Here is a 16,034-nt window from a genome sequence, read left to right on the forward strand (position 1 = left end):
GGCGGTGCGCCGGGCCGCGGGTCAGCGGATCCGGCCCGTGCCCCGCAGCCGGCTGCCCAGGCGGCTGTGCGCACGCCCGTACACGAAGTAGATGCCGAAGCCCAGCACCATCCAGACCGCGAACCGCAGCCAGGTCTCGGCGGGCAGGTTGAGCATCAGCCAGAGCGAGGCGAGCACGGACGCGACCGGGATCAGCGGCACCAGCGGGGTGCGGAAGGCGCGCGGCAGGTCGGGGCGGGAGCGGCGCAGCAGCACCACGCCGACGGCGACCACCACGAACGCGAACAGCGTGCCGATGTTGACCAGTTCGGCGAGTTCGTTGATCGAGGTGAAACCGGCGACGACGGCGACGACGAGGCCCAGCGCGACGGTCGAGCGGTAGGGGGTGCCGAAGCGCGGGTGGACCCGGGAGAAGAACTGCGGCAGCAGCCCGTCGCGGCTCATCGCGAAGAAGACCCGGCTCTGGCCGAGCAGCAGGATCATGCAGACCGAGGTCAGGCCGACGGCGGCGCCGAAGCTGATCACCCCGGCGTAGAAGGGGTGCCCGACGGCCTTGAACGCGTCGGCGAGCGGGGCGTCGGTGGTCAGCTCGGTGTACTTGACCATGCCGGTGACGACGATGGAGACGGCGACGTACAGGAGCGTGCAGATGGCGAGCGACCCCAGGATCCCGCGGGGCACATCGCGCTGCGGGTTGCGGGTCTCCTCCGCGGCGGTGGCCACGATGTCGAAGCCGATGAAGGCGAAGAAGACCACGGCCGCCGCCGCGAAGATGCCCATCACGCCGAAGTGCGACGGGGTGAAGCCGAACATCAGCTGGGACAGCGGCGCGGTCAGTCCGCCGCCGTGCGCGGTGGGCAGGGCCGGCGGGATGAACGGCCGGTAGTTGGCGGCGGTGATGAACAGGGAGCCGGCGACGATGACCAGCAGGACGACGGTGACCTTGATGCCGACGATCACCGCCGTCACCCGGGAGGAGAGCTTCATCCCGAGGACCAGGACGGCGGTCACGGCCACCACCAGCAGGCAGGCCAGCAGATCGAAGCCGAACCGCCCGTCGTGGGTGCCGGCCAGCTCCTCGGGCAGATGCAGCCCCGCGGTGTCCAGCAGCGAGCGCAGATAGCCGGACCAGCCGACGGCGACCACCGCACAGCCCAGCGCCAGCTCCAGGATCAGGTCCCAGCCGATGATCCAGGCCGGCAGTTCGCCGAGCGAGGCGTACGCGAACGTATAGGCCGATCCGGCGACCGGCACCGTGGAGGCGAACTCGGCGTAGCAGAGCGCGGCCAGTGCGCAGACCGCGCCCGCGACGACGAAGGCGACGGCGACGGAGGGGCCCGCCTGCTGTTTGGCGATCTTTCCGGTGAGGACGAAGATGCCGGTGCCGATGACGACACCGACCCCGAAGACGGTCAGGTCGAGTGCCGAGAGGGACTTCTTGAGCTCGTGCTCCGGCTCCTCGGTGTCCCGGATCGACTGCTCGACGGTCTTCGTCCGGAACATGCCACGGTCGCGGCGTGTGCCATGGGATGTGCTGCCGTGCTCTGTGCTCATGGGCGTACCTCCGCCTGGACGACCTCGCGACTCCTGAACTGACCGAGTCTCCGCAATCGCGGGAACCGGTCCGGGGACGTCGGGGCTCCACCGGGCGGGGATTCACCCGATGAGGCGCGGCGGCGGACATGGCAATGGGCCGGCCGGTGCACCCGCGGGGGGTGACCGGCCGGCCCATCGGCACGGGTGGTGCGCTCAGTCGCGGGCGGCCTCGGCGGGCTGGGCCTCCCCGCCCACGGCCGCGGCGCCGGCCGGGTCCGCGGTGTCCTCGAAGCGGCCGTCGATCCGGGCGACGAGGCCCGTCACCTGGCGGGCGATGTCCGGTGCGGTCAGTCCGATCTCCGCCATGACCTCCTTGCGGGAGGCGTGGTCGAGGAACCGCTCGGGGATGCCGAAGTCGCGCAGCGGGAGGTCCACCCCGGCGTCCCGCAGCGCCTGCGCGACCGCCGAGCCGACCCCGCCGGTGCGGATGTTGTCCTCGACGGTGACGACCACCCGGTGCCGGGCCGCCAGAGCCGGCAGCGCCGCGTCCACCGGCTTGACCCAGCGCGGGTCGACGACCGTGGTGGAGATGCCCTGCTTGTCGAGGAGCGCGGCGATCTCCAGGCACATCGGGGCCAGCGCGCCGACCGAGACGAGCAGGACGTCGGGCGAGGGGACGGTGGCGTCGGGCGCGCGCAGCACGTCCATCCCGCCGACCTTGCCGACCGCCTCGACGGCCGGGCCGACCGCGCCCTTGGAGTAGCGGACGACCGTGGGGGCGTCATCGACCTCGACGGCCTCGCGCAGCTGGGCGCGGACCTGGTCGGCGTCGCGCGGTGCGGCGATCCGCAGACCGGGCACGATCTGGAGCAGCGACATGTCCCACATGCCGTTGTGCGAGGCGCCGTCGGTGCCGGTGACACCGGAGCGGTCCAGCACGAAGGTGACCCCGCACTTGTGCAGCGCGACGTCCATCAGGACCTGGTCGAAGGCGCGGTTGAGGAAGGTGGCGTAGAGCGCGAAGACGGGGTGCAGACCGCCGGTCGCCAGCCCCGCGGCCGAGACGGCGCCGTGCTGTTCGGCGATGCCCACGTCGTAGACCCGGTCGGGGAACGCCTTGGCGAACTTCTGGAGGCCGACGGGCTGGAGCATCGCGGCGGTGATCGCGACGATGTCCCCGCGCTCGCGGCCGAGCTTGACCATCTCCTCGCCGAAGACGGAGGTCCAGTCGGCACCGGACGCGGCGACCGGCAGGCCGGTGTCCGGGTGGATGACGCCGATGCCGTGGAAGCGGTCCGCCTCGTCCTGTTCGGCCGGCTTGTAGCCGCGGCCCTTCTCGGTGAGGCAGTGCACGATGACCGGGCCGCCGAACCGCTTGGCGCGCTGCAGCGCGGACTCCAGGGCCTCCAGGTCGTGGCCGTCGATCGGACCGACGTACTTCAGGCCGAGGTCCTCGAACATGCCCTGCGGGGCGATGAAGTCCTTGAGGCCCTTCTTGGCGCCGTGCAGCGTCTCGTAGAGCGGCTTGCCGACGACCGGCGTGCGCTCCAGGAGGTCCTTGCCGCGGGCCAGGAACCGCTCGTAGCCGTCGGTGGTGCGCAGGGTGGCGAGGTGGTCGGCGAGGCCGCCGATGGTGGGCGCGTAGGAGCGCTCGTTGTCGTTGACGACGATGACCAGCGGGCGGGAGGAACGTACGGATCTCCCCGGCGAGCTGCTCAAGCTGTTCCGGACCCAGCCGGTCGAGGTCCCGCGGCCCCTTGATGCGGGTCAGCACCTCCCCACCGTCGCCCGCCATCGCCCCGGCCTGGCGCGCTTCGCGCGGCACCTTCTGCACTGTGCCTCCTTGCTGTCGAGCTTCGACTTCGAGCTGGTCGAGCTTGCCGATCAGCCGAGTCTAGTGTTCCGGCCGCGGCGTCGGCGGCCGGGCCTTGCGATGTATGTCACTCGGGTGCGGCGGCCAAACGGGCCCCGTCGGCGGCGGGCTCCGCACGCTGACCGGCCCCCACCGGATCGTGCCTGGTGGGGGCCGGTGTCGCCGGGTGCGGCGGGCGGTCGGCGGTCAGGTGCGTCCGGCCGTCTTCTGGGTGCGGCGGGAGATGGAGTCGATCACCACGGCGGCGAGCAGGACCGCGCCGGTGATCATGTTCTGGATCTCGCTGGCCATGCCGAGCAGGTTCAGGCCCTGCTGGATGGACTGGATGACCAGCATGCCCAGCAGCGCCGACCAGACCTTGCCGCGGCCGCCGAAGAGGCTGGTGCCGCCGATGACGGCCGCCGCGATGACGTTCATCAGGGTGTTGCCGGCGCCCAGGTTCTTGGTGGCGCCGCCGGAGAGGCTGGCGATGAACAGACCGCCGAACGCGGCGAGCATGCCGGAGACGGCGAAGACGCTGATCCGGATCCGGGTCACGTTGATACCGGCGCGGCGGGCCGCCTCGGCGTTGCCGCCGACCGCGAAGATCTGCCGCCCGTAGGTGGTGCGGCGCACCACGTAGTCGGCGATGACCAGGACCGCCAGGAAGAGCACCAGGGCCAGTGGCAGGCCCCGGGCGCCCGCGGGCTCGTTGAGCACGTACGCGACGGCGAAGGCGAGGACGGCGACGACGCCGGTGCGCAGCAGGATCTCGCCGAGCGGCCGGCTGGGCAGGGCCGCGGCGCGCCGGCGCCGGGCGCTCAGCAGCAGCGAGCCGGCGTAGGCGAGGACCGCGACCAGGGCGAGGCCGTAGGCGGCGGCCTTGTCCTCGAAGTAGTAGCCGGTGAGCTTCTCCACCACGCTGCCGCCCGGCGTGTTGATGGAGCCCTCCTTGCCCATCAGCCAGATCTGCAGGCCGCTCCAGCCGAGGAAACCGGCCAGTGTGACGACGAAGGCCGGTACGCCGACCTTGGCGAAGAAGAAGCCGTGCAGGGCGCCGATGCCGATGCCGACGACGACGGCGATCAGCACCGCGAGCCCGTCGCCGACGCCGTGGGTGGTGCTGAGCACGGCCCAGACGGCGGCGCCGACACCGGCCACCGAGCCGACGGACAGGTCGATCTCGCCGAGCAGCAGCACGAAGACGATGCCGACCGCCATGATGCCGAGGCCCGAGGTGTAGACGCCGATGTTCGCGAGGCTGTCGGCGGACAGGAAGTTGCTGTTCTTGAACTGGAAGACGACGGCGATGACGATCAGGCCGATGATGACCGGCAGCGAGCCCAGCTCACCGCCGCGCACCCGGCGTGCGAAGTCGTCGACGTATCCGGCGAGGCCCTTCTCGCGGACGAGCAGGCGGGGGTCGACGGCGGCCGGCTGGGGACCGGGCGCGGCGGCCGGAGCGGCCGGGTCCGCCGTGGTGTCCTCGCCGCCGGAGCGTTCGGTGAGGTCGCTCATCGCGCGTCCTCCTTCCTGACCTGGTCCGTACGCGCCTTGCGGCGGGTGACGGCGTTGTCCGAGGCGCCGGTGATGGCGGCGATGATCTCTTCGTGCGAGGTGTCCGCGACGTCGAAGACACCGTTGTTGCGGCCCAGCCGCAGCACCGCGACCCGGTCCGCGACGGCCTGCACATCGGCCATGTTGTGGCTGATGAGGATGGTGGCGAGGTTCCGCTCGCGCAGCCGCTCCACGAGGTCGAGGACCTGGGCGGTCTGCTCGACGCCGAGGGCGGCGGTCGGCTCGTCGAGGATGACGACCTTCGGGTCGCCGATCAGCGCGCGGGCGATGGCGACGACCTGCCGCTGGCCGCCGGAGAGCGAGGCGACGGGGATGCGGACGCTGGGGATGCGGATGGACAGGGTGTCCAGCAGTTCCTTGGCGCGCTTCTCCATCGCGATCTCGTCCAGGATCCCGGCGGTGCGCAGTTCGTTGCCGAGGTAGAGGTTGGCGACGACGTCGAGGTTGTCGCAGAGCGCCAGATCCTGGTAGACGGTGGCGACGCCGAGGTCCTGGGCGTCGTGCGGCCGGGTGATGCGGACCGGCCGGCCCTCCCATTCGATGGCGCCGTCGTCGACCGGGTGGACGCCCGAGATGGTCTTGACGAGGGTGGACTTACCGGCGCCGTTGTCGCCGACGAGGGCGACCACCTCACCGGGGTGGATCTCCAGGGTGACGTCCGTGAGCGCCTGGACGGCGCCGAAGCGCTTGGAGATTCCGCGCAACGCCAGCACAGGCGGAGCGGACACGTGAATCATCTCCTTCGCCGCCGTCGCAACGGCGGGGACGGTGGTGCGTGGGGCAGGGGTGTGCGCGGTGCGCTCCGGAGCCCGCTCCCGGAGTGGGGCGGTTACGGGACCGGGCACCGGTCCGGGCGGCGGGGCCACGGGAGTACCGCGCGGCCCCGGCCGGCGGGTGTCACTTGATACCGGCTGCCTCGCACGCCGCCTTGACGTCCGGCGTGCAGATGTCGCTCACCTTGTAGACCTTGTCCTTGACGAGCGTGTCCTCGATGTTGTCCTTGGTCACGATCTGCGCGTCGTACAGCTTGGCGGGGATGCCCTTGACCTCGCCGCTGAGGCTGTCCACCTTGGTGGGTGTCAGGGAGTCGGTCTTCTCGCCCTTGAGGAGCTTGACCGCGATCTCGGCGGTGATGTCGGCCTGCGGCTTGATCTGCTTGTAGATCGTGAACGCCTGGTCGCCCTTGAGGATCCGCTGGAGGCCGGCGAGTTCGGAGTCCTGGCCGCCGACCGGGACCTTGACGCCCTGGTTCTTGAGGGCGGTGATGATGCCGCCCGCCATACCGTCGTTGGCGGAGTAGACGCCCTGGATGGCGCTCTTGCCGAGCGAGTCGATGGCCGCGCTCATCTTCTTGTTGGCCTCGTCCGACGACCAGTCGGGGATGTCCTGCTCGTAGCTGATCTTCTTGACCTGCTTGTCGAGGACGCTGTGGGCGCCCTTCTTGAAGAACGGGGCGTTCGGGTCGGTCGGCGAGCCGTTGATCATGACGACATCGCTCTCCTTGGCCTTGTCGCCGAGCGCCTTGACCAGCGCCTCGCCCTGGAGGCGGCCGATCTTCTCGTTGTCGTAGGAGACGTAGGCGGAGATCTGCCCCTCGGCCAGCCGGTCGTACGCGACGACCTTGACGCCCTTCTTGGCGGCCTGGTTCACCCAGGACTTGGTGGCCTTGTAGTCGACGGGGTCCAGAATGATCACCTTGACGCCCTGGGTGATCAGCGCGTCGAACTGCTTCTTCTGGTTCTCGGTGTCCTGCGCCGCGTTGTTGTACATGACCTTGCAGTCGCCGCAGAGTTCCCTGATCTTCGCCGTCATCAGCGGGCGGTCGAAGGTCTCGTAGCGGGTGGTCTTGTTCTCCGGCAGCAGCAGTCCGATGGTTTTGCTGTCGCCACCGCCGCCGCCACCGTCGGCGGCCTTCCCGCCGTCGCCGGCCTTCCCGCAGGCGGCGACGGAGAGCGCCATCGAGACGGCTGCGGTGCCTATGACGACGCGACGCGTCCAAAGGTTCATTGGGGTTGCCTCCCTGACGTGGCCGCGTCGTTGCGGCCGAGGTGGCTGGAAGTCAACTCGGCCGCCAGCCCACCGTCAAGGAGTAAATCCTTAACGAGATGACAACGGTGCCATGCGTTAGCTGTCTGAACTCAGGGCGTCTACGCGGTAACGGGAGCGCCCGCGGTCCGCACCCCGCCCAGCAGCGTCGAGTCGCCCATCTCGCTCAGCACCAGCGCGAGCGCGCCCAGGACCTCCGCGCGGCCGCCGAGGGTACCCGGCACGATCCCCAACTGCCGTGCCGCGCTGGGGATCGCGTACCGCGACACCGATTCGCGGATCGGCCCCAGCACCAGCTCACCGGCCTCCGCGAGATCCCCGCCGAGCACCACCCGGCTCGGGTTGAGCAGATTGCAGAGATTGGCCACCCCGCTGCCGATATGGCGGCCCACGTCCCCGATCACCCGCCGGCAGCCCGGGTCGCCCTCGCGGGCCAGCCGCACCACCCGCGCCATGGTCAGCTCGGCGCCGTGGCTCGGCCGCAGCAGGGGGAGCACGTACGGGGCGGCGGTGAAGGTCTCCAGGCAGCCGCGGTTGCCGCAGCGGCACACCGGCCCGGCCTCGTCCAGCGTGATGTGCCCGATCTCGCCCGCCGTGCCGCCGGGGCCGCGGTAGATCTGCCCGCTGATCACCAGCCCCGCGCCGACACCGCTGGCGACCTTGATGTACGCCAGGTCGGTGGCGCCCCGGCCGCTGCCCCACACCAGCTCGCCCAGCGCGCCGAGGTTGGCGTCGTTGTCGACGTACACGGGCACGCCGAGGCGTTCGGAGAGCGCCCGGCTCGGGTTCGTGCCCGACCAGCCCGGCAGGATCGCCGTCGACCCGAGGGTGCCGGATTCGACGTCGATGGGGCCGGGCACGCCCAGACCCACCCCGATCACCTTGCCCGGTGCGATCCCGGTCGCCTCGATCAACCTGTTGACCAGCCGTTCCGCCCGGTCGAACCCCTCGGCGGCGGAGGCGTCCACATCGATCGGCTCGGCCTCTTCCGCGAGCACCTGGTGGGCCAGGTTCCCGACCGCCACCCGCAGATGGGAGTGGCCGAAATCGACCCCCACCACGATGCCCGCGTCACCGGAGAGCGAGACGCTGCGCGCCCGCCGTCCGCCCGCGGAGGTGGGGGTCACCTCGACGGTCCCGCCGTCCTTCAACTCACGAACGATATTGGAGACCGTGGCCGCGGACAGCCCGGTGCTCCGGGCGATCTCCGCCTGCGTCAGCGAGCCCGCCATGCGCACCGCGCGTACGACCCGCTCCAGATTGGCCCGGTGCAGCGAGGACTGCGACCCCGGAGTCTCCATCGGCTCATCCACTCCCGCCTGGGGCGGACGGCACGACGACCGTCCGCCTGGCCGCACCCACGTCCTCGGGGGGCGGCTTACGATTTCAACATGTGAACCCTAAGCAGAACTCCGGCCGGGAAGTCCCGTCAAGGCGTTGAGCGGAGCATGATCGGGAAGTGGCGCGGCCGCCGGCCGTGGTCCGCGCCGCCGGTACGGGACGTACGGAACCGTATCCGGACAGACCGCAGGGCGGATCCGCCGTGGCGGAGCCGCCCTGGAGGGCACGGGGCAACGGCCCCGGGTGCTACTTGATCGCGCCGGCCGTCAGACCGGCCTGCACCTGCCGCTGGAAGATGAAGTACACGATGAGCACCGGCAGCATCGCAATCATCATGCCGGCCATCAGACCGCCCCAGTCGCCCTCGTAACCCTGCTGCAGGGCGATGTTGGCCAGACCCTGGGTGAGGACGTACTTGTCCTCGTTCTGGTTGAGGACCATCGGCAGCAGGTACTGGTTCCACTGGCCCAGGAAGTTGAAGATCCCGATGCTGATCAGGCCCGGTTTGGCCATCGGCAGCATCACCTGGAAGAACGTCCGCAGATGCGAGGCGCCGTCGATCATCGCCGCCTCCGCCACCGAGGTCGGCAGCGTACGGAAGAACGACGTCATGAAGAAGACGGTGAAGGGCAGCGAATAGGCGATATAGACCATGATCAGGCCCTGGTACGTCGCCAGCAGCGGTATCCCGGGGAAGTCCCGCATCACGAAGAACAGCGGGATGACCAGCATGAAGACCGGGAAGGACATACCGGCCACGAACAGGTAGTAGATGAATCTGTTCCCGGGGAACGTGAACCGCGCCAGGACATAGCCCGCCATGGAGCCGAGCACCATCGTCCCGATGACCGAACCGCCCACCACGATAATGGTGTTGAGGAAGAACTTGCCGATGTTGGCCTTGTTCCAGGCGTTCGCCCAGTTCTCGAAATGCAGACTGTCCGGCAGCGACCACGGCGTGGTGAGAATGTCCCCGCTGCTCTTGAAGGAGCTCCACAGCACCCACAGCAGGGGCAGCCCCACCATCAGCGCCCACACGATCAGCATGCCGTGCGAGAAGACGTTCAGTACGCCGCCCTCGGCGCCCTTGCGGGATTTCCTCCCGCGGGCCGCGCCGCCGGTGCTCGGGCCGGATACCGCCGGCCGCCGGTCCACCGCGTTGGTTTCCGTCGTCATGCGCCCGTACCCCTAGAACTCGATCCGCTCACGCCGCGCGAAGCGCATCGTGAGAACGGCGAACAACAGCGTCACGACGAGCATGGCGACGCCCATGGCCGCGGCGTAGCCGAACTGGCTGTCGCGGAAGGCGGTCTGGTAGAGCCGCAGCGGTACGACATCCGTCGCGCCGTCCGGGCCGCCCATGTTGACCGACATGATCTGCACCAGCGCGAAGGCGTCCATCGCGATGATGCCCATGTAGACCCACCCCGTCTGCACGGTGTCCCAGAGCAGCGGAAGCGTGATCCGGAAGAAGGTGTGCAGGCGGTTGGCGCCGTCCAGCAGCGAGGCTTCGTAGATGTCCCGCGGAATGGAGGCCATGGCCGCCGAGAACAGCACGACATAGAAGCCGACATTCGCCCAGACCATCACGACCATGATGCAGGCGAGCGCGATGTCCTTCTCGCCCAGCCAGGAACTCTGGAGGGAATCCAGGCCCACCGCACCGAGCAGCGAGTTGAGCATGCCGTCGTGCGGATCCGGATTGTAGATGTTGAACCAGATCACCGAGATGATGGTGATCGAGATGACCTGCGGGAAGAAGTAGACGAACTTGTAGAACCCCGCACCGCGCACGCCGGTGATGACGGCGCCCCGACGGGACCGGCCGCCGACATTGAGCATGAAGGCGAAGAACAGCCCCAGCGCCAGTGTCGCGATCGGTACCAGTACGAGCATGATGACGTTGTGTTTGAGCGCGTTCCAGAATTCGTCGCTGTGCAGCAGCTTGTCGTAGTTGTCCAGACCGATGCTCTTGGCGGCGCCGCGGAGTCCGCTCCACTCCGTGGTCGATATCTGGAATGCCTGGACGAATGGTGAGATCACGAAGACCGCGTAAATCACCAGAGGCAGGGCCAGGAACCCCGCGATGAATCGGTACTTGCCGTGTTGCATTGCGCTCCCCGGCCCTCCCTCGTCAGCGGTGGTACCCGGTCAGGAACCGCGGTGGAACTTGGTGACGGAATCGTCCTTGGCGAACTCATCGGAGAACTGCTGCGCCTTCTTGATCCATTCGGCGGCCTTCATATCGCCGGTCAGCAGCTGGCTGGTGAGCCCGCCCATCTTCTCGTCCGTCAGCTTCGGATACCACTCCTGGAGCTGGATCATCAGCAGGTTCTTACCACCCGCCTTGACCACCTCGGCGGCGGAGGAGAGCCCCGGCGACAGCTGCATTCCGTCGGTCGCGCCCTGGACGGCGGTGAGCGACTTGACCTTTGTCGCGAAGTTCTGCGCATGCTTCTTGGAGAGCATGATCCGCAGCAGTTCCATACCGCCGGTCGGGTTCTTGCCGCCCTTGGCCACGATGAACGGCTCACTGGGCTCGGCGCGTACGGTGCCGTGCGGCATCTTGTCGCCGCTGCCGCCGTCGAACAGCACACCGACGGCCATACCGAAATCCTTCGGAGTGGTCGGCGCGGCCTCGTTCTCCACCCAGGAACCGTTGGGGATGAAGGCGGCCTTGCCGCGGGTCCAGGCGGTCTGCGACTGGATATGGGTCAGGCCCTGGCTGCCCTCCAGGAAGTAGCCCTTGGCGGCCAGCTCCTCATAGTGCTCGACCACCTGCTTGACCGCGTCGTTCGACGTCCACGCCTTCGGCTCCAGATTGTCGATCGCGATCCACTTGTCCAGCCCGCCGATCTTGGCGATCTGCGAGAAGAGATTGAAGTGGACGTAGTACGGATACTTGCCCGGGTACGTCCAGGGCGCCATGCCCGACTTCTTGATCTCGGCGCAGAGCTTGATCATGTCGTCGAATGTGGCGGGGTACTCCCAGCCCTTGTCCTTCAGCAGCTTGCTGGAATACCAGGTGCCGTAGACGGTGAAAGCATAGTAGAGGACATCAAAGGCGTCCTTGTGCTTGCCCTTTTCCAGGGTGCTGGGGTAGACGAGGTCCCGGACCTTCTTGTTCGGGTCGTCCAGCGAGGCGGCATCCAGCAGCGCCGTGAGATCCTGCAACTGGCCCTGTGAGGAAAGGGTGTTCATGTCCAGATGGTCGGAGCCGGAATTGTCGATGAGATCCGGCGGATTGCCGCCGGCGAAGCGCGGCTGGAGCTTCGGGCCGACCTGCTGCGTACCGGTGTGCTTGACGGTGACGCCGTATGTCTTGTTGTAGTCGGCCTCGGCGTCCTTGGCGTACTGGTCGCCCAGACCGCCCTTGAAGATGAAGGCTTCGACCGGTGCGCCGTTCTTCACGCCCAGCGGATTCTTCGCCGAGGTCGTGCCCTTGCTCTTCGCGCCGTTGTCACTCTCACCACCACCGCCTCCGGTGGCACACGCGGAGAGCACGCCCATCGCCGGCACGGCGACGATTCCCAGGGCGGCGGCCCTTTTTACCAGATCACGCCGGTTGAATTCTGAGGTGGATCCCATGCGCAAGTCCTCGCCTTCTTCAGGACTCAGGCGGTGTACCGGAGCCACCCCGGCACCGCGGGTCAGATGAAGCTGAGTTGTACGGGATGTGCACCGGGCGTGCTAGAGATATGCGGGGAAATCTTCGGCTTCCCCACAGATCCCCCCGGATCCACGGCCGCGTTTCACCGGCCGTTCGGACGCCGACAGGTATAGTCCACTTCCGGCCGACTGGGCAAGATCGAATGCAGGGTTCCACAGCAGTCTTTCCCTAGTTGAGACCTCCCCGACATGCGGCGGTCCGGCCGCGCCGGAGCCGCCGGACCGTGCCGAGCGCCACCCGGTCCGCAGAAGGCGGAATCCCTGCCCCCGCGCACGTCACGGATCCCACCGGAACCCTTGACACCAAAGCCCGCACCCCCTCTTACTTATGTCTGCATTTACACAACTGACAACGATGTCAATACCGTTGAGAGGGCTCGCGTGCGGCTCAGACACCGGCACACCCGACACCGGATCCGTCCCCTGCGGGGGATCGCCCGCCCCGCCGCCCTCGCGGCGGCCACCCTGCTCGTCCTCACCGCGCACGTCCCGGCCCAGGCCGCGCCGTCCGCACCCTCCAAGGGGTCACCGCGGTTCAGCTCCTCCTTCGAGGCCGGCGATCCGCGGCCCGACTGGACCGACACCGTCGAGCGCGGCCCCGACGGAAAACCGCGGGCCGCCGGCGTCACCCCGCAGACCGGGCCCGCGGCGCCCTCCATGACCACCAGGACCGACACCGGCCCCGCCGACTCCCCCACCGCCAAGGCGCACGCGGGCTTCAGCGGCACCCATGCGCTGCGCTACGCCGGCACCCACACCGCGGCGGGCCACGGCTACGCGTACAACAAGATCTTCGAGGTCAACACCCCGGTCACCGCGGCCACTTCACTGTCGTACAAGATTTTCCCCGAGATGGCCACGGCGGACGCCGCCTACCCGGCGACCCATGTGGCACTCGACCTGGCCTTCACCGACGGCACCTACCTCAGCCAGCTGCGCGCCGTCGACCAGCACGGCGCCCCGCTGACGCCGCAGGGCCAGGCCGCCTCCAAGACGCTCTACGCCAACCAGTGGAACAACAAGGAGTCGCGGATCGGCGCGGTCGCGGCCGGCAAGACCATCGCCCGCGTCCTGGTCGGCTACGACGCGCCCGCGGCGCCGAAGACCGCGCCGGCCTTCCGCGGCTGGATCGACGACGTCACCATCGGCCCCAAGGCGCCGGACAAGCCGCTCGCGCACCTCTCCGACTACGCCGTCACCAACCGCGGCACGCTCTCCAGCGGCAGCTTCTCGCGCGGCAACACCTTCCCCGCCACCGCCGTCCCCCATGGCTTCAACTTCTGGACGCCGGTGACCAACGCGGGCTCCGACTGGCTCTACGCGTACGCCAAGGACAACAACGCCGACAACCTGCCCACCCTCCAGGCGTTCAGCGCGAGCCATGAGCCGAGCCCCTGGATGGGCGACCGGCAGACGTTCCAGGTGATGCCGTCCGCCGCGGCCGGCACCCCCGACGCCTCGCGCACCGCCCGCGCGCTGCCCTTCCACCACGCCAACGAGACCGCACGCCCGCACTACTACGGCGTGACGTTCGACAACGGCCTCCGGACGGAGATCACCCCGACCGACCACGCCGCGATGATGCGCTTCACCTTCCCCGGCGCCGACGCGAACCTGATCTTCGACAATGTCAACAACAAGGGCGGGCTGACCCTCGACACCGAGCGCGGGATCGTCACCGGCTTCTCGGACGTCAAGAGCGGCCTGTCGGCCGGCGCCTCCCGGCTGTTCGTCTACGGCGTCTTCGACGCGCCGGTCACCAAGGGCGGCCGGCTCGACGGCGGCGGGGGCAAGGACGTCACCGGCTATCTGCGCTTCGCGCCGGGCGCCGGCCACACCGTGACGATGCGCATCGCCACCTCGCTGATCGGCGTGGACCAGGCGAAGGCCAACCTGGCCCGCGAGATCCCCGCGGGCGCGTCGTTCGACAGCGTCAAGAAGCGTGCGCAGGCGCAGTGGGACGGCATCCTGGGCCGCATCGAGGTGACGGGCGCCGACCGCGACCGGCTGACCACCCTCTACTCGAATCTCTACCGCCTCTACCTCTACCCCAACTCGGGTTCGGAGCAGGTGGGTTCGCGCGTCCGCTACGCCAGCCCGTTCGCACCGCGGACCGGTCCGGACACCCCGACGCGCACCGGTGCGAAGATCGTCGACGGTGAGGTGTACGTCAACAACGGCTTCTGGGACACCTATCGCACCACCTGGCCGGCCTATTCGCTGCTCACCCCGAAGCAGGCCGGGAAAATGGTCGACGGTTTCGTCCAGCAGTACAAGGACGGCGGCTGGATATCCCGTTGGTCCTCCCCCGGCTACGCGGACCTGATGACCGGTACGAGTTCCGATGTGGCCTTCGCCGACGCCTATGCGAAGGGCGTGAAATTCGACGCCGCGGCGGCCTATGAGGCGGCCGTCAAGAACGCCACCGTCGCCCCGCCGAACCCCGGCGTCGGCCGCAAGGGCATGAACACCTCGCCGTTCCTCGGCTATACGAGCACCGATACCCACGAGGGCACCTCCTGGGCGCTGGAGGGCTATCTCAACGACTTCGGTATCTCCCGTATGGGCAAGGCCCTCTACGAGAAGACCAAGAACCCCCGCTACAAAGAGGAGTCGGACTATTTCCTGGGCCGCGCCCAGAACTACGTCAAACTCTTCGACAACAAGGTCGGCTTCTTCCAGGGCAAGGACGCGAAGGGCAACTGGCGTCTGTCGCCGGACGCGTTCGATCCCCGGGTCTGGGGCAACGACTACACCGAGACCAACGCCTGGACCTACGCCTTCACCGCACCTCAGGACACCCGCGGGCTGGCCAACCTCTACGGCGGCCGGGCCGGTCTGGCCAAGAAGCTGGACGCGTACTTCGCCACCCCGGAGACCGCGTCCAAGGAATTCGCCGGCTCCTACGGCGACGTCATCCACGAAATGACCGAGGCCCGCGACGTCCGCATGGGCATGTACGGACACAGCAACCAGCCCGCGCACCACATCGCCTACACCTACGACGCGGCCGGGCAGCCCTGGAAGACCCAGGAAAAGGTCCGCGAGGTCATGTCCCGGCTCTACCTCGGCAGTGAGATCGGCCAGGGATATCCGGGCGACGAGGACAACGGCGAGATGTCCGCCTGGTACATCTTCAGCTCCCTCGGTTTCTACCCCCTGGTGATGGGCTCCCCCGAATACGCCGTGGGCTCCCCGCTGTTCACCAAGGCCACCGTCCATCTGGAGAACGGCCGCGATCTGGTCGTCAAGGCCCCCCGCAACAGCGACCGCAACATCTACGTCCAGAGCCTCCGCGTCAACGGCAAGCCCTGGAATTCCACCGCCCTCCCCCACGATCTGCTCGCCCGGGGCGGCACCCTGGAATTCGCCATGGGCGACCGGCCCTCCGCCTGGGGCACCGGCAAGAACGCCGCCCCCTCCTCCCTCACCCAGGACGACAGGATCCCCACCCCGCCGGCCGATGTGACCGACCCCGCCGCCGGTCCGCTCTTCGACAACACCTCCGACACCTCGGCGCCGTTCACCACGGCCCCCGTCGACCTGAAGCAGCCGACCAGGGTCACCTCCTACACCCTGACCTCGGCGGACCACACCGCCGCGCCGACGGGCTGGGTCCTGGAGGGCTCCAAGGACGGCCGACAGTGGCAGAAACTGGACCGGCGCTCCGGTGAACGCTTCCCGTGGGACAAGCAGACCCGGGTGTTCTCCCTCGCGCACCCCGACACCTACCGGCACTACCGGCTGGTGAACGACGGCGGGAGCGCCTCCCTCGCCCAGATCGAGCTGCTCGCGCGGTAGCCGGACGCCTGCCGCCACAGCTCCGGAACGACGCCTGCGGGCCGCATCACCTCATGGGGAGATGCGGCCCGTACGCATGGCGCGGGCGCGCCGCCTCCCGGGGGAGCGCGGGAGGGGTGACGACTCGGCCGGGTGCGCTGGTCGGGGCACCGGATACCCCACGTCGACGTCCGGACATCCGTCCGGCCGTCCGGCCCGCCCGCGCATGCGG

9 protein-coding genes and 1 pseudogene are annotated in these 16,034 nt (G+C 68.8%); 1 reads left to right on the forward strand and 9 read right to left on the reverse strand.

Annotated features, from left to right (window positions below; translation table 11 throughout):
• Positions 1 to 21: 21 nt before the first annotated feature.
• From IH09_RS14825 to ngcE, 9 genes and pseudogenes are all read right to left on the reverse strand, one after another.
• A complete protein-coding gene (locus IH09_RS14825; protein ID WP_052856698.1) occupies positions 22 to 1,554 on the reverse strand; it encodes an amino acid permease in 1,533 nt (510 codons plus the stop codon).
• Positions 1,555 to 1,749: 195 nt separating this feature from the next.
• Positions 1,750 to 3,219: pseudogene (locus IH09_RS14830) on the reverse strand (1-deoxy-D-xylulose-5-phosphate synthase N-terminal domain-containing protein); the annotation flags it as partial.
• A gap of 376 nt (positions 3,220 to 3,595) precedes the next feature.
• Complete coding sequence (locus IH09_RS14835; RefSeq protein WP_052856699.1) at positions 3,596 to 4,906, reverse strand: sugar ABC transporter permease; 1,311 nt, start codon at positions 4,904 to 4,906, stop codon at positions 3,596 to 3,598.
• The gene (locus IH09_RS14840) at positions 4,903 to 5,703 is read right to left on the reverse strand and encodes an ATP-binding cassette domain-containing protein (protein ID WP_110952300.1); all 801 of its coding nucleotides are present in this window, start codon (positions 5,701 to 5,703) and stop codon (positions 4,903 to 4,905) included. Before IH09_RS14840 ends, IH09_RS14835 begins: the two co-directional genes overlap by 4 nt.
• Before the next feature lie 160 nt (positions 5,704 to 5,863).
• Positions 5,864 to 6,973 carry a substrate-binding domain-containing protein gene (locus tag IH09_RS14845; protein WP_052856701.1) on the reverse strand — a complete coding sequence of 370 codons (1,110 nt, stop codon included), beginning with the start codon at positions 6,971 to 6,973 and terminating at the stop codon, positions 5,864 to 5,866.
• A gap of 140 nt (positions 6,974 to 7,113) precedes the next feature.
• Positions 7,114 to 8,313 (reverse strand): ROK family transcriptional regulator, encoded by a 1,200-nt coding sequence (locus tag IH09_RS14850; RefSeq protein WP_052856702.1) that lies wholly within the window; start codon positions 8,311 to 8,313, stop codon positions 7,114 to 7,116.
• 286 nt (positions 8,314 to 8,599) lie between these two features.
• Positions 8,600 to 9,529 carry a carbohydrate ABC transporter permease gene (locus IH09_RS14855; RefSeq protein ID WP_052856703.1) on the reverse strand — a complete coding sequence of 310 codons (930 nt, stop codon included), beginning with the start codon at positions 9,527 to 9,529 and terminating at the stop codon, positions 8,600 to 8,602.
• 12 nt (positions 9,530 to 9,541) lie between these two features.
• Positions 9,542 to 10,465 (reverse strand): carbohydrate ABC transporter permease, encoded by a 924-nt coding sequence (locus IH09_RS14860; RefSeq protein ID WP_052856704.1) that lies wholly within the window; start codon positions 10,463 to 10,465, stop codon positions 9,542 to 9,544.
• Positions 10,466 to 10,504: 39 nt separating this feature from the next.
• Positions 10,505 to 11,941, reverse strand: coding sequence for an N-acetylglucosamine/diacetylchitobiose ABC transporter substrate-binding protein (gene ngcE, locus IH09_RS14865; RefSeq protein WP_052856705.1), 1,437 nt, complete (start codon positions 11,939 to 11,941; stop codon positions 10,505 to 10,507).
• 462 nt (positions 11,942 to 12,403) lie between these two features.
• Here ngcE and IH09_RS14870 point away from each other — a divergent pair, with 462 nt between their 5' ends.
• On the forward strand, positions 12,404 to 15,823 hold the full coding sequence (locus IH09_RS14870) for a GH92 family glycosyl hydrolase (RefSeq protein ID WP_052856706.1): 3,420 nt from the start codon (positions 12,404 to 12,406) through the stop codon (positions 15,821 to 15,823).
• Positions 15,824 to 16,034: the final 211 nt, after the last annotated feature.

The sequence above is a fragment of the Streptomyces celluloflavus genome (assembly GCA_000720995.1).
GTDB lineage: Bacteria > Actinomycetota > Actinomycetes > Streptomycetales > Streptomycetaceae > Streptomyces > Streptomyces celluloflavus.